The organism is Rhodococcus sp. IEGM 1381, from assembly GCF_030056795.1.
Classification (GTDB): Bacteria; Actinomycetota; Actinomycetes; order Mycobacteriales; family Mycobacteriaceae; genus Rhodococcoides.
The window spans coordinates 1,530,977-1,547,239 of record NZ_JASHKQ010000001.1; the positions used below are offsets into that span (position 1 = coordinate 1,530,977).

Consider the following 16,263-nt stretch of genomic DNA (forward strand, 5'->3'; position numbering starts at 1 on the left):
GTTGCACGCGAGGGCCACCTGGCATCGGTTCAATCCGATTGCACGACAACATGATCTGTGTCGGCAAGAGCCTGGAGATCACGTAGTCGACGCTCAACGTAGGTGACCGTGACTGTGTACCATGGTCGAGTTTTCGTACCGGACGGTTTCGGGAGGTCGCTCACCTTCCGATGATGTCGGTCGGGAGCCCGCAGCCGTGCCGCGATGCCTACAGCTCTTGTTATTACCGGCGGTTACAGATACATTTCTGGCTTGGTATGTTGACCAGCATAGAACGGGATCGAAATGACATCTCAGATCGACGCGTCGAAGACCTCACAGCAGGTCCGCCGACGATGGTTGGTGCTCGCCATCATCTGCGCCGCAGAATTGTTGGTCGTGCTCGACAACACCATCGTGAACGTTGCGCTGCCCACCATGGGAGTGCAACTGCAGTCCAGCTTCAGCGGCCTGCAGTGGGTGGTCGACGCTTACACGCTGAGCTTCGCCGGGCTTCTATTGGCATTCGGGCACCTGGGGGACCGATTCGGTCGCCGACGCATCATGGCGATCGGCTTGGTCGGCATCGCGGCTATGTCGGTCGCCGGCGCATTCGCAACTGACCTCGGCCAGGTCATCGCTGCGCGAGCGGCGATGGGAGTCTTCGCAGCGGCGGTCTTTCCGGCCACGCTTGCGTTGATCATCAACATATTCACCGACGTCAAGGAGCGGGCTCTTGCGATCGCGGCATGGACGGCGATGGCAGGGTTCGCAATCGCGATCGGACCCAGCGCGGGCGGCTTTCTGCTGCAGCATTTCTCGTGGCACTCGGTGTTCTGGATCAACGTCCCGGTAGCCCTGGTGGTACTCGTCGGCGTACTCGTCGCAGTCCCCGAGTCCAAAGCTTCTCATGTCGGTCGCTTCGACTCGGTGGGTCTCGTTCTCTCGCTCGTCGGTGTGACCGGATTGGTATGGGCCATCATCGAAGCGCCACATCTGGGCTGGCTGTCCACCATCTCGGTGGTCTTCTACGTGCTATCAGCGCTGGTGCTTGTGGTCTTCGTGTGGTGGGAATTGCGGAATCCGTCGCCGATTCTGGACATGCGTTTGTTCCGAATTCGACGGTTCTCACTGCCCGCCTTGGCAATTGGAGTCGCTTACTTCAGTATGTTCGGATTCCTGTTCATGATCACCCAATATTTCCAGGGTGTGATGGAATTGAGTCCGCTCGAATTCGGAGTTCACACTCTCCCTTTCGCCGCGTCGATCGCGGTAGGTGCGCCAGTGGCCACCGTGCTCGCGCAGCGAATCGGCACTACCGCACTGATCGTGACAGGTCTGGTCATCATGTCCTCCGGCATGCTGATTGCGGGTCAGACGAAGGTCGACACTCCGTACTTCGGTCCCGTCCTACTGTCGATGGTGCTGATGGGGCTCGGCTTAGCCATCGTTCAGGGGCCGGCGACCGAGTCGATCATGTCGTCCGTGATGCTGGACGAAGCCGGAGCGGGGTCTGCCGTCAACGACACCACCCGCGAGATCGGGGGAACTTTGGGTGTAGCAGTGCTGGGTTCGATCATGGCGTCGATCTACACCACGTCGGTGAAACCCGTGGTCGATGCCGTTCCGGACACCCTCATGAATCCGGACCAGAAGAACTTCGCTCGGGAAACGGTGATCAGCGTGATCGAAATCGTCAAGTCGCCTACCCCGGCGCTGTTCGAAAGCGCAAAGGCAGATCTGATCCTCAACCTGAAAACTGCTGCGCTGGAGGGCTTTCAATTGGCCTCCTACGTCACGGTCGGAGCCTCGATTCTGTGTGCAGTGGCGGTCGCCGTGTTTCTGCCCTGGTCGCCTTCGAGTGGTGACAGCGTGTTGTTGGTGCCTGGGCGCAGTACCAGAGACGAGACCCACTGAGACGGTGCACAGACTCATCGGAGTGCCCTGCAGTTCGTCGGCGGCGTGGCGCGCCTTGTTATGATCGGCGGCATAGTCGAAGCCGACCCGAAAGGTGCACCATGCCGAGACGGTCGACCGCACGCGAAGACATGCTGCGAAGCGCCATCGCGTTGTTCAGACAGAGGGGCGTCGAGGCAACGTCCGTCGCCGACGTTCTGGAACATGCGGGTGCTCCGCGAGGCTCCGTGTACCACCACTTTCCGCAGGGTCGGCCACAGCTTGTGGAAGAGGCAACCCGGTCTGCCGGTACTTTCATGGGTTCGATGATCTCGGCAGGATTGACGACCCTCGGTCCGCTGCGGACGGTAGAGGCAATCATTTCCGGATTTCGTGATCAGCTACTGGCAACCGATTTCGCATCAGGGTGTCCGGTGGCCTCTGTCGCGATCGAAGGGCCCCAGAGTCCAGCCGCGCTGGCTGCGGCGGGGGAGTCGTTCACCTCGTGGGAGGAGACGATCGCGGCGTCACTGTGGCAGCACGGAATCGATCCGGATCGCGCCCACGGGTTGGCGACGATGGCACTCTCGGCCATCGAAGGGGCATTGTTGCTGTGCAAGGCCCAGCGGAGCACCAGGGCGCTGGACCGCGTCGAGAAAGAAGTGATGATCCTGCTCAGCGGGGTCGTCGTTTCACCGCGGTAGCCGAGTCACGCGGCACCGTACACGCGCCGACCTTCTGAAAGCACCGGCGAGACATCTGCTCGACGGACGGTCGCCCTGTCGTCCGGTGAATCTCGAATCAGCTCTGCGGGCCGACGGCGAGAACCTCGAAATCGTTGGCTCTGATGCGCCGCGCGGCGTCGGATCCGAGCGCGACCAGGCAGGCGGCAACACCTCGTCGACTCAGGGCAACCTCGCCGTCGAGCCATTTCGCTACTACCTCGGATGCGCCGGCGATGAGCAGGTGTGCTGTCATTTTCGCGCGCGGGTCGGGCGAACTGCTTCCGGTCAGGGCCTCGAGGATGCTGTCGACAAATTGTGCGACGGCTCGGTCCTTCGAGTCGCGCAGACCTCTGTTGCCTGCGGCTTCCAGGTACAGCTTGGCCATTCTTGCGTCGTCGAATGTCGCGAGAATTGCCTCCACGGCGGCCGCGATGAGGCCGCCGACTGCGTCGTCGACCGGTTCGTACGGGGTGGCCGCGATGTGGGCGCTGACGGCGGCCAGGGAGCTCTCGAGTACCTCGACCGCAAGGCTGTCGAGATTGTCGTACTGCTCGTAGAAGTGGCGCTTCGATACGCCCGCTCGTTCGCACACCAAGCCCACGGTGAGTGCGCCGATGCCGTGTTCTTGGACGAGGTCCAGCAAGGCCCCCGTGAGTCGGCCTGCCCGTGCCGATCGTCGCTCCGATGCGCTTTCGCCTCGGTAGGACCGTTCGGCGACCTCGTTCGGTGGGTTCACGTGCCCCAGCCTGCCATCTCGTTTGTTGGTGGTCGCTCTTGACTGAGAATTGCCGTTGACCTATAACTAAAACCGTACCGTTTCAGTTTCGGAAAGGGAGCCATGATCTGTTGTGTGGTGCCGCTGCTCGTGTTGGCCGGCATGTCCAAGCTCTTTCATGCGTTCTCCGGACGGACGGCGGGTGAAGCCGCCGGTTCGGCCTCGATGCCGCCCGTCGCCACTCGAACGGTGAACATTCGTTACTCCTCCGACGCGGCAGTCCTCTCGTGACGACGACGCACGACACCCGCGCCGGTCGGTGGGTCGCGGCGCGCCAGTTGCCCGTCGATGTGCCGCTGATTCCATCCGCCACGCGAAACACCCTGCGCAGAGCGGCAACGGTGTATATGGCAGTGTGGATTGCGGGGGGACTGCTTCTCGCGTTCGGAAACAACCGAGCCGGGGTGCTCGGCGCGGGGATGATGGTGCCGGGCGGGGGCCACCTTGCATCCGGTCACGTCGTGCACGCAGTCGTCGCGATGCTCGTATTCGTATCGGCTCTGCTGGTGTGGTGGATGATCGGTGCCGTCGTTGCGCCGATAGTCGTGTGGGTCGGCTTTGCGATCGAAGCAACTGCGACCGCGGGGCACGCGCATTCGACCACGACCCTCGTCATCATCACGGCCTGCCTGATCCCCGGACTGTCCGCTGCCGCGTTGTCGGTGCACGCCGTTCGTCACCGTGCTCAGATCGCACGCGCGCGAACCATCAACACAGAGTTGTCCGCCGTTCGCTACTTCGAGTCCGCTGTGCCGTCCACTCCGGAGCCGCCCGTCGCCGAGGCATCCGCAGAAGATCTCGCTCACCTTCGATTCGCTGTGGATCTGGCGCTTCAGCCGCTGGACGAGTTCGCCGGTTTCGATCGGCGCGACCAGTTCAGGGAGGCCGCGCTTCGGTATCAACTGTCCATCCTCGGTTACGCGTTGTCGATGTACAGGTTCACCCATACCCCTGCGTTCTCGGGATATCTGGGTGAGTCTCAGGAGCGGGCCGTCCTGAAGATGGGCGATCGGCGGGTCTGGGGATATTGGGCAGCCGAGAATGCCTGGGGCAGAATGTCATTGAATCGTGATCCGGTCGAGAATCGGGACAACGTCATGTTGACGGGATGGCAGGGTGCCGCGGTCGGCATGTACGAAAGTTTCGGCGACGACCGGTTCTCCAGGCCCGGTGGGCTGACGTACACGTGGTCCGAATCGGAAAAGTACGAACACGATTTCACCCGACTTGCGGAGTCCATCCACCGCAACATGAAGCGGTCTCCGTACACACTGTTCTCCTGCGAACCGCGGTGGATCTACCCGGTGTGCAACACCTTCGGCGTCAACACCTTGATCTTGCACGATCGGCTGCACGGCACGGATTTCTACGCCGAGCTCCGCGACGACATCGAGCACGCGTACGAGCGGGAGTTTCAGCGACCCGACGGACGGTTGATCGGCGTGCGCAACGAAACACTCGGGTTGACGTGGAACATCTGGGCCAGCGAGGGTGTGAGCCTGCCGACCACGTACTGGATGAACGCCTTCCTGCCGGACCAAGCGCACCGGGCATGGTGGCTACTGCGGCGCAATGCATTGACCTACGACGGTGAACGATATGTGCTTCCTCGAAATGCGGGGAACCGATGCGATGTCGGCAGCTACTCGTTCGGCAGCGACTCGTTCTCGCAGACATTCCTGTCCCTCTCCGCGCGGGAGATGGGGGACAACGATGTAGCCGATGCCGCGTTCGCTTACGTGGACGGCAAAGAGGAGGTGACTCGCCACAGTGGCGTCGCAAGATACTCGGGACTGTCGACCCAGGGCAATCTGTATTCGCTGATGGCGCGCTTTGCCCGTCCGTCAGTCAATCGCGACCTGATCGGTGCCGGACTTCCTACACACTGGATTACGGGCCCGCGCTTGGCCGAGGTCGCGTATCCCCAAGTGCTGGTTGCGAAAGCGGTCACCGACGGCCGAGCTCTCGACCTGGTGTTGCGGCCGGGATCGGCGTGCGCTCGAACCGCGGTGGTCGTAGATCGACTGCGGCCCCACTCTTCTTATGCTCTTCGCGGCGGTATCGACGAGTCGGTCGTCGCGGATTCGGCAGGAAAGGCCGTGCTGCATTTCGATCTCGAAGATCGCACCGTGCTGCGATTGGAGCCGACGTGGTGAGACTGCGGCCCGGATTCACCGTCGGACGCACGATCCGCGCCCTCGATGAAGTGCGGGATGCCGACGAGATCGCGCGATGCTCACTGGTTGTGCTGCACGGTAATCCGGTACTTACCTACGCACTTTTCACGGTGGCCTTCATCGAGCAAGTCGCGATTCCGACGATGGCGCGGACGTTGTACCGGCGAGACACCGGCGACATCATGGTGTTCCCTGCCCGGCGAAACGCCGACACGATCGTCTTCTTCGGTCAGCTGCTCGATCATGGACCGACCAGCACGGTGGGGCGGGCATGGATCGAGCGACTCAATCAGATTCACTCGCATTTCCCGCTACGCAACGACGACTCGCTCTATACGTTGTCGACCCTGGCGCTGGATCCACATCAGATGACAACCGCGGTTGGGAGATCGCCGTTCACGAGCGCCCAACTCGAAGCGCAGTGGCATTTCTGGCGTGCGGTGGCACAGGAACAGAAGATCGCGAACATTCCCGTCAGCCGGGAACTGATGCAGCGGTGGAGAGTCGAGTACGAGGAGCGCGAGTTCGCGACGAGCTTCGAGGGTCGGCAGGTGGCGCGATCGCTGATCGACGATTTCGCCCGGTCGGCTCTACCCGTTCCGCTTCGCCGGTATGCCACCCAGATCATCTCGGCGATCTGCCCACCTCGGGTGCGGGAAGTGCATGAACTCCCAGAGCCCCGCCGCGCAATTCGGTGGGCCCTGCGCGCCCTGGTCGTCGGCTATTCGCTGTCTACGCCACTTCGTCTCGTCGACTTGGACAGATCCTTCGTTCGCCAGTTCGGCGGTGAGTGGATCGACCCATCCGACCCGGAGACGGTCGGGTATCAGAAGAACCGCGAACACGGCCACAGGCCCGGCACATAGGCCGACACCGACCGCATCGGCTACTTCCTCACCCCCCCGGCGAACCGGTCGCCGTACTCGTCGAAGCGGCAGGGGCGGCGTACGCTCGCGGCTCCTACAGTCGGCTCTGATCTCGTGGAGCCGAGCAGGCCTACCGAGAGTGGAGTGATACTCGTGACCGGAAACTACAAAACAGTGGTAGCTCTCGGAAGTTCTTTCGCCGCGGGCCCTGGAATCGCTCCGGTGGAGAACCGCTGGGCGCGACGATCCACGCGCAACTATGCGCACCTGGTCAGCCAAGCCCTCGGGGCTCGACTCACCGACTCCTCCGTCTCCGGGGCCACAACTGCGACGATTCTGAACAAGTCGCAACGAATTGGTCCACAGCGATTTTCGCCGCAGATCGGTGCGGTCACGTCGGACACCGACCTGGTCACCGTCACTGCCGGAGGCAACGATGTCAATTACTTGGGGGAGGTCCTCCGCGTCGCGGTCCTCAATTGGCTGTCGGCGCAGCGCGTGACGCGCAGGATCGGCACTCGATTGATCGAATCGCACCCGGTTGTGCCGGTCTCGGCTGGCCAGTTCGACGAAGCCAGCGCCGGCCTGGAACGCATCGTGCTGGAATGTCGACGACGGGCACCACGCGCACGCGTCGTTCTCGTCGACTACCCGACGCTTTTCGACAAGGACTGCGCTCCCGGCGTGCTGTTCCGGCAGAATGACATTCGGCATTTTCAAGATATCGCTTCGGGCCTTTCCGGCGCCTACGCGCGGGCTGCCCGGCGCTCTGGTGCCGACTTGGTTGCGGCCTCGGACTTCGAAGAGGGGCACGGAGTCGGCTCCGATGAGCCCCACGTTCTGGGGCTGGAGCGGGGTCATGGCACGGGAGCCGCATTCCATCCGAACCTTGCTGGAATGAAGGCAACGGCGGCCAAAATTCTCGACGTCGTGAACGGTTCCACCACCCCTGCGTACTGAGTCGGCACCACGACAAGCCGGAGAGTGCTACCGCCTAGATGTCCTACATTTGGAGGTATCGAGAATGTCCGAGCTCAGTCCCTTGGAACGACGGTCCACGCTGTCCGAGCTGGCTGCCGCCCGGATGCGCGAGCTGATCTCCACAGAGCAGTGGCCGGTCGACACTCGGATCCCGTCCGAACACGAGTTGGTCGGGCGGTTCGATGTCAGCCGGAACACCGTCCGAGAAGCGCTCCGCGCGCTGGTCCACACCGGGCTTCTCGAAGCGCGTATCGGCGACGGTACGTATGTCGTGGCCACCAGTGAATTGCGCGCGGCGCTGCTTCGGCGGTCCGCGACATCGGCCGCGGAAGACGTTCTGGCCCTGCGGTTGTTGTTCGAGGAGTATGCGGCAGGCCGAGCCGCCTTGCGGGCAAAGCCCGAGGACGTGCAGAAGCTCGAGCAACTCTTGGACGCCACGGCTGCCTCCAAGGTGGCCTCTTCGGAGGAGTACGCCAATCGCGACATCGAGTTTCACCGCGAAATCATTGTGCTGAGCGGTAATTCGTTGCTCGTGGATCTGTACGACCATCTCGGTGCCGCTCTCGTCGATATGTTGACGCCGTTGATTGAGAGTGAGCCCGACGCCGCAGAGCATGAACGACTGCACCGCGATCTGGTCGCGGCGATCGCTTCACAGGACGAGACCTCGGCCCGACATGCCTCGTCGCTCTTGGTGGCGCACACCCGCAGCGTGCACGAACACCACGTCGGGACAGGTGGTCAGCAATGACAACGGGATCTCGAACGATCGACGAACAGGGAAACGCGGGCTCACGATTGCCGGTCGTCCCGCTCGCATTCCTGATCGGTGCGGCACTCCTCGCCGCGAACCTGCGCGCGTCGCTGACCGGCGTCGGTTCCGTCGTACCCTTCATTCGAGCCGACACAGGTCTGAGCACCACTGCCGCAGGAGCTCTCGGCACACTGCCGCTCCTGGCCTTCGCGGTGACCTCTCCGTTCGTACGCACCGACTCTCGGAGCGTCGGTTCGCACCGTTTATTGGTCGCCGCCTTGGTGGCTGTGACGGGTGGAATCGTTCTCCGTTCCCTGCCGGGCATCATGTGGCTTTTCGCCGGAACCGTAGTCCTGGCAACAGGAATCGCTGTCGTCAATGTCCTGTTGCCGGCCGTGATCAAGCAATCCGTACCGGCGGACCGGATCGGCCGTGTCACCGGCTTCTATGTCACCGTGATGGGCGTGGTGGCTGCGTTGGCGTCGGGTATTGCGGTGCCACTCAGCGACGCGCTGTCCGGGGGTTGGCGGACCGCCTTGGGATTCTGGGCGGTGCTCGGCCTCATTGCCCTTGTCTACGTGGCGTTCACACGTTTCGGGACACAATCGGCGTCGGCACCGCAGAGCTCGCCGGTCGGCCCGGTGCCGGTGTGGTCCTCGATGCTGGCGTGGCAGGTGAGCATCTTCATGGGACTGCAATCGATCGTGTTCTACGCCCTGATCCAGTGGCTTCCGCGTTCTGCGCTGCAGGCTTGGCGATGTTGTTGTTCTTTCCCTCGATGTCGTGGCCTGCAGTGATTCTCATAGGTCTCGGCGGCGGATCGTGCCTGGTGCTGGCGCTGTCTTTCCAGGGCCAGCGCGCCCCCGACGCGGACTCTGCGGCATCGCTGGCCGGGATGGCCCAAACCGTGGGCTACCTGCTCGCTGCAAGTGCACCACTCGCCCTGGGCGTGTTGCGTGACGCGACCGGATCCTGGTTCGCGCCGCTTTCCGTCATGACTGTGTTGGCGTTGGTCCAAGCTCTGATCGGAATGAAAGCCGGTCGTGATCGGCAGTTGGCCCAAGCCGCCGACGCCGGTCGGCCGTCCGAAGCCTAGGAGGGCCTGTGCTTCGGACGACACGATCGGCCTGTGCGAACGATCAAGCCGTAGGTCGTGCGGCGGAGTCGCTGACCAACTGACGCACCGCATCGGCGACAGGCGTTGTGCCGTCGGTGAGTTCGACGATGGTTCGGGTGAGTGACGGTTCGGCCAAGGCTGCCGCGATGAACGATGCGACGTTGTCGCGGCGCACGTCACCGTGTTCGATGGCCAATCCGGCGGTGACAGTGCCATCTCCTGGCTCGTCGAGTAGGACTCCGGGCCGAACGATCAGCCAGTCCAGATCGGTGTGGGTCAGGTAGACGTCGGCCGTCTTCTTGGTGGCCATGTAGTGCTCGAATCCTTCGGAAGGCTGTTGGCTGCGGCCAGATTCGGGGAATGCCGAAACCAGTACGAACCGCTCCACGCCTGCGCTGCGCGCTGCGTCGGCTGCCTTCTCGAGGCCCTTTCCGTCGATCAGGGTCGTCTTGTCCATGCCGGTGCCGTGTGCTCCTGCACTGAAGACGACGGCGTCGTGGCCGGCGAACGCCGTTGCGAGGGTAGCGACATCGTTGTCGATGAGGTCACCGAAAACAGCTGTTGCGCCCGTTGATTCGACCAGATCACGATGATCGGGGTTGCGGATCATTCCGGAGACGGTGTCACCGCGGGCGGTGAGGATGGTGCTGAGTCTCGAGCCGATGCCGCCTGCGGCTCCGATGATGAAGGTCTTCATATTGTGTCTCCTAGCTCAGAGTGCGTATTCGTACTGTTCGATGTACCGGGGTGACGCTCCGAGTGAATCGGCCGCGTTGTTGGCCCACGACGGATCTCGTAGCATCGCTCTCCCGATGAACACGGTATCGGCCGATCCGTCTTCGACGAGGGCTTCTGCCTCGTGAGCTCGCGAGATCCGTCCGACTGCTGCCACCGGCATGCCGGTCGCAGACCGTAGCTTTCGCGCATATCGAGTCTGGTAATCGACGTCGTGCGGGATCGGGACGACGTCGTTACCGCCGGACGACGCGTCGACAAGATCGATTCCGTGCTCGCGGGCGCGTGCGGCGAGTTCGATGGTCTGCTCGATGGTCCAGGACGGCCGGCTGTCGTCGGGATTCTCGTCGATCCAATCCGTGGTGGATACGCGCAGCAGTACCGGCAGATCGTCGTCCCACTGTGCGCGGACCGCGTCGATCGCGTCGAGGACGATGCGCATACGGTTTTCCAACGAGCCCCCGTACTGATCCGTGCGTTGATTGGGCAGCGGGGAGAGGAACGAATGCAACAGGTAACCGTGTGCCGCATGCACTTCGGCCACCTTGAATCCAGCATCGCGGGCGCGACGCGCAGCCTGACCGAAAGCATCGATGATACCGGCAATGTCCTCGACGGTCATTTCGGTGGGGACGGGGTGATCGGGAAATGCCAGTGCGCTCGGGCCGACGGCTTGCCACCCGAAGTTCTCGACGTCCACCGGCAGTCCACCGATCCACGGACGATCCACGGACGCTTTTCGGCCGGCGTGTGCGAGTTGAATGGCGGGTACCGAACCGCCTGCTTCGATCGCGTCGACGACTCTTGCGAAGTCTGCGACGTGATCGTCGGACCAGATGCCGAGGTCGTAGGGCGAGATTCGTCCTTCCGGGACAACGCCCGTGGCCTCGACCATGACCATGCCGGCACCGCCTGCGGCCCGTGATCCGTAGTGCGCGAGGTGAAAGTCCGTCGGACGACCGGCGCGATCGTCGGCGGCATCCGCGCTGTAGGTGCACATCGGTGACATCCACACTCGGTTGGGAAAAGTCAGCCCCCGGAGGGATATTGGGTCGAACAGCGACACTTCGGCAAACCTCTCTTGTCGACAAAGCGATTAGTACGACCGTTGTCGTACTACGGCTGTGACCGTACCAGGTAGAATCGGATCCGACGAGGACAGGAGAGTGTTCGCATGCGCGAGCTGCAGCATCCGGCACCGAGCGAGATCGACATCGATGCGGTGTTGAATGCGCTTGTCGACCCGATTCGACGACGCATCGTCTGTCAGTTGGCCGACGGTCATGACGACCAAGCCTGCATCGCATTCGACCTTCCGGTGAGCAAGTCGACATCGACGCATCATTTTCGCGTCCTGCGTGAGGCCGGCGTCATCGAGCAGCGCTATCAGGGGACCGCGATTCTGAACTCACTGCGGATGGATGTGTTGGACGAGCGTTTCCCGGGGCTCGTACCGGCCATCATTTCGGCTGAGCGCGCCAGAGCCTCTACGCCGGCCGATCGGAATTCCGCGGTCTGACTGCGAGCGCTTAGCCTTGTGCATGCGCACACATTTCCGCGTTCGGACGTGTTGCGGCAGCTATCGCGACGACGAACCTTCTCGACCACCATGGTGAAGAGAATGCGTCGGCGAAGGGGATGAACACTGTGATCATGACGATCCGCTGGCTCGTTCGCATGCGATCCACGAGGCGAAAAGCCACGGTAGGGGAGGCGTTGGAGACGCGGTTTCGGGTACTTCTCGTCGATCTCGACATCCTGATGCACATGACGAACGGTCGATACCTGTCCGTTCTGGACGCTGCCCGAATTTCCTACTACGCGAGAACGGGGCTGTGGAAGCAGTTCCGTGCTCGCGGGTGGAGCCCAGTGGTGACTGCACAAACCATCACGTACCACCGATCTCTCACCTTCCCGCAGTCGTACCGGGTGCGGACACGCCTGTTGGGCACCGATGCCAAAAATCTGTACTTCGAGCAGATCTTTCACATCGGCGAGATCGATTACGCGACCGCGTTCGTGTCTGTTCGCTTGACGAGCAGGAGCCACGGCTCGGTGAATCCTGATGAAATCCTGGCTCTCGACGCCGCGTTCGCCTTGCCCACAGATCTGCCGGCCTTGGTCACCTCATGGTCCGAATTTTCCCGAAATCCTTACTCACAGAACGCGAGAGAATCATGGTGAAGACCGTGCCCGACGCGAATCCCGATCACCACACCCTGGCAATCATAGGCTCAGGGTTTGCCGGTCTCGGTGCGGCTATCCGGCTGGAGAAGTTGCACGGTGGCAGCGTCGTCATCTTCGAGCGGGCGTCGTCCCTGGGTGGTGTGTGGCGCGACAACGACTATCCCGGCGCGGCCTGTGATGTGCAGAGCCTGTTGTACTCGTTCTCGTTCGAACCCAGTCACAGGTGGCGACATACTTATGCGCGGCAGACGGAAATTCGCGGGTATCTGGAAGACTTGGCGCGCGAACACGGATTGATTCCCCGCCTCCGAACCGACTGCGCCGTCCAATCTTTGACGTGGGACCCGGCTGATTCACGGTGGCTGCTCGAGACTGCGCGGGGTCGGTCGACCGCAGATCACGTGGTGCTCGCCACCGGTTCACTCGCAGACCCCTCGTTCCCCGCTATCGACGGAGTCGACACCTTCGCCGGCCCCGTCTTCCACTCCTCGCAGTGGGACCATGACGTCGACCTGTCGGGGAAGCGCGTGGCCGTCGTGGGCACCGGCGCATCGGCCATCCAGTTCGTGCCGAAGATCCAGCCGATGGTCAAGTCGCTGACACTGTTTCAGCGCACGGCACCATGGGTCATGCCCCGCAACGATCGGCCGATTCCGGAGGCCACTCGAAAACGACTGCGAACGGTTCCGGGATATCAGCGTGCATCCAGAGCGGTCATCTATGCCAAACGTGAGATCAAACTGCTGGCCTTCCAGCATCCGGCTCTGATGCGTATCGGAGAAAAGGAAGGGCGAGCACATCTGGCGCATGCCGTGAGCGACCCCGCGCTGCGGGAGAAGTTGACGCCCGATTATCGGATGGGCTGCAAGCGAATTCTCCTGTCCGACGAGTACTACCCGGCGTTGGCCCAGCCGAACGTCTCCGTCGAGAACGGGGGAGTTGCGAAGGTGACTACCACGGGAGTCGTGGACGCCGCGGGCGGAGTGCACGATGTCGATGCGATCATCTTCGGTACCGGGTTCGATACGAGCCGCCTTCCGTTGACCGATAAAGTGTTCGACCAAAACGGGCAGTCGATGGCCGAGAGCTGGGGGGACAGCCCGCGGGCATATCTCGGCACCACCGTCGCGGGCTTTCCGAACCTCTACCTGATGCACGGGCCCAATATCGCGTTGGGGCACACCTCGGTCATCATGATGTTCGAGTCGCAGATCCAGTACATCGGGCGGGCGATGAAGCGCGCAATCCACGCCGGGGGCTCCATCGAGCCGACACCGCAGGCTCAAGCGACGTATTCGGCCGATATCGATGCACTGACCGATGGAACAGTGTGGACCAGCGGCGGTTGTAAGAGCTGGTATCTCGATCCGTCCGGTCGCAACAGCAACCTGTGGCCCGGCAGTGTTCTCGGCTTTCGCTCCCGCGCAATTCGATTCGATCCCACGGAGCACCTCGTGCGCACCTCCGGGGGACCACGATGACATCCGAGGCAATCGTTCTCCTGCACGGTCTCGGCGCTTCGGCCTCCGCCTGGGATCGGGTGGTGCCGCTCCTACCCGGCAATGTTCTCGCGCTCGACCTGGCGGGAAGCGAAACCATCGAGCACGATGCACTTCAGGTCGCTCGTGAGATACGCGTGGCAGGTTTCGAGTCCGTGACCGTCGTAGGCCATTCGCGAGGCGGCTTGGTCGCGACGTCACTGGCCGAGCAGTACCCCGCGCTCGTTCGCCGACTGGTACTCGTCGCAACGACACCGACCATGTCGAGTCGACTGACGGCGCGTGGGCTGTCGGAAAAGATTCTCAGGACTCCGCTACTCGGCGACGCAGTGTGGGCGATGCTTTCCGCGAAGAAGCTGCGCAAAGGACTCGAATCTGCGTTCGCGCCGGGCGGTCCTGTGCCGGAGTTCGCGGTACAGGACTTGGTGAACACCGGTATTCGACGGTTCCGCACCTCGACCTCGTCGATCGATCACTACCTCGAAGAGCGGTCGCTCTCGGAACGGCTTGCTGCACTTGGCTGCTCGGTCTCGGTAATGTATGGACTCGACGATCGCCGAGTGGACTCCACCGAAATGGCACTCTCGGCAAGTGATCCGAGAATCGACGCCTACCCATTGCCCTACGAGGGACACGGCGCGCCATGGAGTTCGGCGGGTGCCGTCGCCGCGGTCATCAACGGACAGGCTTCGCCGTCGGAAGCCCGCCTTCCGACGACGACACCGAGCCCGAGTCTGCGACCCGTGCGGTGGGCACCGCCGCAGTCGACCGCCCGTGCGAGAGCGAAGCACAGCGACACTCCCATGGGCACGGTCAGACGCGTCGAACTGCCAGGCCGGGGGCCAGAGGACGTTCGGCTGGATTCCCAGGGACGAATTCTCACCGGACTCATCGACGGCAGGGTGCTCCGGGTGACGCTGGTCGACGACAGTACCTCCACTGTCGAGACTCTCGCCGATACGGGTGGTAGGCCGCTGGGCATCACCGTTGTCGACGATTCGACGATTCTCGTATGTGACAGCGAACGTGGTTTGCTGCGAGTCGATCTCGACAGTGCTCGCGTCGACGTGGTGTTGGACCGCCTCGACAACGTCCCGATCACGTTCGCGTCCAACGTCGTTCAGGCAGCATCGGGCAACATCTATTTCACCGTGTCCACGCGTAGGTTCGGATTCGACGACTTCTTGGCAGATCTGCTCGAGCATTCGGGCACCGGCCATCTGGTGAAATTGACACCTGACGGCACGGCGCGGATCGTCGTAGACGGCATTCAGTTCGCGAACGGCCTGACGGTGTCCGACAACGAAGAGTTCGCAACAGTGGTCTCGTCGGGAGACTTCAATATCACTCGGTATTCTCTCGTCGATGGCGCAGCGTCGCCACGAATTCTGATCGACAACCTGCCCGCGTTTCCCGACAACGTCTCGATCGACGGCGACCTGACGTGGGTGTCTATGGCGACGCCCCGGAGCGCGCTGCACGATCGGGTGGCCCGCATGCCGGGAATCCTCCGCCGGATCTCGTACTCCTTGCCGGAGGAGCTGCGGCAAGGGGAACGGACTACGTGGGTCATCGCGATAGACGGCGACGGGTCGATCGTCCATGACCTACAGTCGCCAACGCCCGATTATGCGATGGTCACCAGCGTTGTGCGCCGCGGATCGCACCTGATCCTGGGCAGCATTTCGGAATCGGCCCTTGCCGTCGTAGACCTACCCGAGGTTGCTTCATGACTGATCGGTCGCTTGCTGGACAGGTACTCATCATCACCGGCGCAGCAGGTGGTCTCGGCTCCGCTACCGCGTTCGAGTGTTCGGCCCGCGGTGCCGTTGTCGTTCTACTGGATGTGGATGCCGCTGGTCTGGCACGTGTGGCCGCAACCATGCCGGGGGAGTGCGACACGTACGAGTTGGACGTTCGCGACGCCCGAGCCTGCAACCGGGTGATCGACGACATTCTCGCCACCCGGCGCCGGATCGATATCGTCTGGGCGAACGCTGGGGTGTCCGATTACGGCCCGGTCGACCTGCTCCCCGAGGGAACGTGGCAGCGCATCGTCGACATCAATTTGATCGGCGCGCACAACATCGTTCGAGCGGCGTTGCCCGCTGTCATGGAATCCGAAGGATACGTCGCCTTCACCTGCTCATGGGCATCGTTCGCTCACCAACCCGGACACTCGGCGTACGCAGCGGCCAAGGCAGGTCTCGAGGCCTTCGCCAACTCGCTTCGACTCGAACTGAGCGGAACCGGCGTACGAGTCGGGTCCTTCCACCCGGGGTGGATCGACACGACGCTGGTCACGAAGAAAATGGACCAACCGGCGTTCGCTGCGCTGCTAGGGGCGCTGCCAGGGCCGTTCGGTGCTGTCACACAAACGGACAAAATCGTCCCACACTTCGTGCGCGCACTCGAAAACCGTTCCTCCAGAATGGTCTACCCGCGTGCCGGCAGGATTCTCCTGGTCCTACGATCCGCGCTGAACACGGCACCCTTCACCGCCCGCAGTCGAGCCATCGCACCCGAAATCCGCCGACTGTCGAAGCGGGATATGACACGATCGTAGCGACGG

General features: G+C 62.6%; 17 protein-coding genes. 14 read left to right on the plus strand and 3 right to left on the minus strand.

Annotated elements, in window-relative coordinates:
- Nucleotides 1–285 precede the first annotated feature (285 nt).
- Together QM797_RS07170 and QM797_RS07175 are read left to right on the plus strand one after the other, a co-directional pair.
- Nucleotides 286–1,896 (plus strand): MFS transporter, encoded by a 1,611-nt coding sequence (locus tag QM797_RS07170; RefSeq protein ID WP_283274552.1) that lies wholly within the window; start codon nt 286–288, stop codon nt 1,894–1,896.
- A 101-nt stretch (nt 1,897–1,997) separates the two neighbouring features.
- Nucleotides 1,998–2,579, plus strand: coding sequence for a TetR/AcrR family transcriptional regulator (locus QM797_RS07175; protein ID WP_283274554.1), 582 nt, complete (start codon nt 1,998–2,000; stop codon nt 2,577–2,579).
- Nucleotides 2,580–2,676: 97 nt separating this feature from the next.
- Here QM797_RS07175 and QM797_RS07180 read toward each other — a convergent pair whose 3' ends face one another.
- Nucleotides 2,677–3,336, minus strand: coding sequence for a TetR family transcriptional regulator (locus QM797_RS07180; protein ID WP_283274555.1), 660 nt, complete (start codon nt 3,334–3,336; stop codon nt 2,677–2,679).
- Between the two features lie 114 nt (nt 3,337–3,450).
- Here QM797_RS07180 and QM797_RS07185 point away from each other — a divergent pair, with 114 nt between their 5' ends.
- The 7 genes from QM797_RS07185 (at nt 3,451) to QM797_RS07215 (ending at nt 9,249) form a co-directional block, all read left to right on the plus strand.
- Complete coding sequence (locus tag QM797_RS07185) at nt 3,451–3,606, plus strand: hypothetical protein (RefSeq protein ID WP_283274556.1); 156 nt, start codon at nt 3,451–3,453, stop codon at nt 3,604–3,606.
- On the plus strand, nt 3,603–5,531 hold the full coding sequence (locus QM797_RS07190; RefSeq protein WP_283274557.1) for a linalool dehydratase/isomerase domain-containing protein: 1,929 nt from the start codon (nt 3,603–3,605) through the stop codon (nt 5,529–5,531). The genes QM797_RS07185 and QM797_RS07190 overlap by 4 nt, the downstream gene beginning before the upstream one ends.
- Nucleotides 5,525–6,418, plus strand: a complete 894-nt coding sequence (locus QM797_RS07195) for an oxygenase MpaB family protein (protein WP_283274558.1) — start codon at nt 5,525–5,527, stop codon at nt 6,416–6,418. Before QM797_RS07190 ends, QM797_RS07195 begins: the two co-directional genes overlap by 7 nt.
- 153 nt (nt 6,419–6,571) lie before the next feature.
- Nucleotides 6,572–7,378 (plus strand): SGNH/GDSL hydrolase family protein, encoded by an 807-nt coding sequence (locus tag QM797_RS07200; protein ID WP_283274559.1) that lies wholly within the window; start codon nt 6,572–6,574, stop codon nt 7,376–7,378.
- 64 nt (nt 7,379–7,442) lie between these two features.
- Complete coding sequence (locus QM797_RS07205; protein ID WP_283274560.1) at nt 7,443–8,150, plus strand: FadR/GntR family transcriptional regulator; 708 nt, start codon at nt 7,443–7,445, stop codon at nt 8,148–8,150.
- Entirely contained in the window at nt 8,147–8,950 is an 804-nt protein-coding gene (locus QM797_RS07210) for an MFS transporter (RefSeq protein WP_283274562.1), read from the plus strand. Before QM797_RS07205 ends, QM797_RS07210 begins: the two co-directional genes overlap by 4 nt.
- The gene (locus QM797_RS07215; RefSeq protein ID WP_283274564.1) at nt 8,932–9,249 is read left to right on the plus strand and encodes an MFS transporter; all 318 of its coding nucleotides are present in this window, start codon (nt 8,932–8,934) and stop codon (nt 9,247–9,249) included. Before QM797_RS07210 ends, QM797_RS07215 begins: the two co-directional genes overlap by 19 nt.
- A gap of 43 nt (nt 9,250–9,292) precedes the next feature.
- Here the strand turns inward: QM797_RS07215 and QM797_RS07220 are convergent, their stop codons facing one another.
- Nucleotides 9,293–9,967 (minus strand): SDR family oxidoreductase, encoded by a 675-nt coding sequence (locus QM797_RS07220; RefSeq protein ID WP_283274565.1) that lies wholly within the window; start codon nt 9,965–9,967, stop codon nt 9,293–9,295.
- Nucleotides 9,968–9,982: 15 nt separating this feature from the next.
- Nucleotides 9,983–11,065 (minus strand): NADH:flavin oxidoreductase/NADH oxidase, encoded by a 1,083-nt coding sequence (locus QM797_RS07225; protein WP_283275310.1) that lies wholly within the window; start codon nt 11,063–11,065, stop codon nt 9,983–9,985.
- Nucleotides 11,066–11,179: 114 nt separating this feature from the next.
- On the opposite strand from QM797_RS07225, the gene QM797_RS07230 reads away from it, so the two are divergent.
- The 5 genes from QM797_RS07230 (at nt 11,180) to QM797_RS07250 (ending at nt 16,257) form a co-directional block, all read left to right on the plus strand.
- Nucleotides 11,180–11,524: an ArsR/SmtB family transcription factor gene (locus QM797_RS07230; protein WP_283274567.1), complete on the plus strand. Its 345-nt coding sequence runs from the start codon at nt 11,180–11,182 to the stop codon at nt 11,522–11,524.
- A 134-nt stretch (nt 11,525–11,658) separates the two neighbouring features.
- Nucleotides 11,659–12,189, plus strand: a complete 531-nt coding sequence (locus QM797_RS07235; protein WP_283274568.1) for a thioesterase family protein — start codon at nt 11,659–11,661, stop codon at nt 12,187–12,189.
- Nucleotides 12,183–13,673 (plus strand): flavin-containing monooxygenase, encoded by a 1,491-nt coding sequence (locus QM797_RS07240; RefSeq protein WP_283274569.1) that lies wholly within the window; start codon nt 12,183–12,185, stop codon nt 13,671–13,673. The genes QM797_RS07235 and QM797_RS07240 overlap by 7 nt, the downstream gene beginning before the upstream one ends.
- Nucleotides 13,670–15,424 (plus strand): alpha/beta fold hydrolase, encoded by a 1,755-nt coding sequence (locus QM797_RS07245; RefSeq protein WP_283274571.1) that lies wholly within the window; start codon nt 13,670–13,672, stop codon nt 15,422–15,424. The genes QM797_RS07240 and QM797_RS07245 overlap by 4 nt, the downstream gene beginning before the upstream one ends.
- Complete coding sequence (locus tag QM797_RS07250; protein WP_283274573.1) at nt 15,421–16,257, plus strand: SDR family NAD(P)-dependent oxidoreductase; 837 nt, start codon at nt 15,421–15,423, stop codon at nt 16,255–16,257. The genes QM797_RS07245 and QM797_RS07250 overlap by 4 nt, the downstream gene beginning before the upstream one ends.
- Nucleotides 16,258–16,263: the final 6 nt, after the last annotated feature.

Excerpts from the sequence above, each read along its gene's own strand:
- QM797_RS07170 (WP_283274552.1), top strand. The coding sequence starts at position 286 with ATGACATCTCAGATCGACGCGTCGAAGACCTCACAGCAGGTCCGCCGA.
- QM797_RS07175 (WP_283274554.1), top strand. The coding sequence starts at position 1,998 with ATGCCGAGACGGTCGACCGCACGCGAAGACATGCTGCGAAGCGCCATC.
- QM797_RS07205 (WP_283274560.1), top strand. The coding sequence starts at position 7,443 with ATGTCCGAGCTCAGTCCCTTGGAACGACGGTCCACGCTGTCCGAGCTG.
- QM797_RS07210 (WP_283274562.1), top strand. The coding sequence starts at position 8,147 with ATGACAACGGGATCTCGAACGATCGACGAACAGGGAAACGCGGGCTCA.
- QM797_RS07215 (WP_283274564.1), top strand. The coding sequence starts at position 8,932 with ATGTCGTGGCCTGCAGTGATTCTCATAGGTCTCGGCGGCGGATCGTGC.
- QM797_RS07220 (WP_283274565.1), bottom strand. The coding sequence starts at position 9,967 with ATGAAGACCTTCATCATCGGAGCCGCAGGCGGCATCGGCTCGAGACTC.
- QM797_RS07230 (WP_283274567.1), top strand. The coding sequence starts at position 11,180 with ATGCGCGAGCTGCAGCATCCGGCACCGAGCGAGATCGACATCGATGCG.
- QM797_RS07235 (WP_283274568.1), top strand. The coding sequence starts at position 11,659 with ATGACGATCCGCTGGCTCGTTCGCATGCGATCCACGAGGCGAAAAGCC.
- QM797_RS07240 (WP_283274569.1), top strand. The coding sequence starts at position 12,183 with ATGGTGAAGACCGTGCCCGACGCGAATCCCGATCACCACACCCTGGCA.
- QM797_RS07245 (WP_283274571.1), top strand. The coding sequence starts at position 13,670 with ATGACATCCGAGGCAATCGTTCTCCTGCACGGTCTCGGCGCTTCGGCC.
- QM797_RS07250 (WP_283274573.1), top strand. The coding sequence starts at position 15,421 with ATGACTGATCGGTCGCTTGCTGGACAGGTACTCATCATCACCGGCGCA.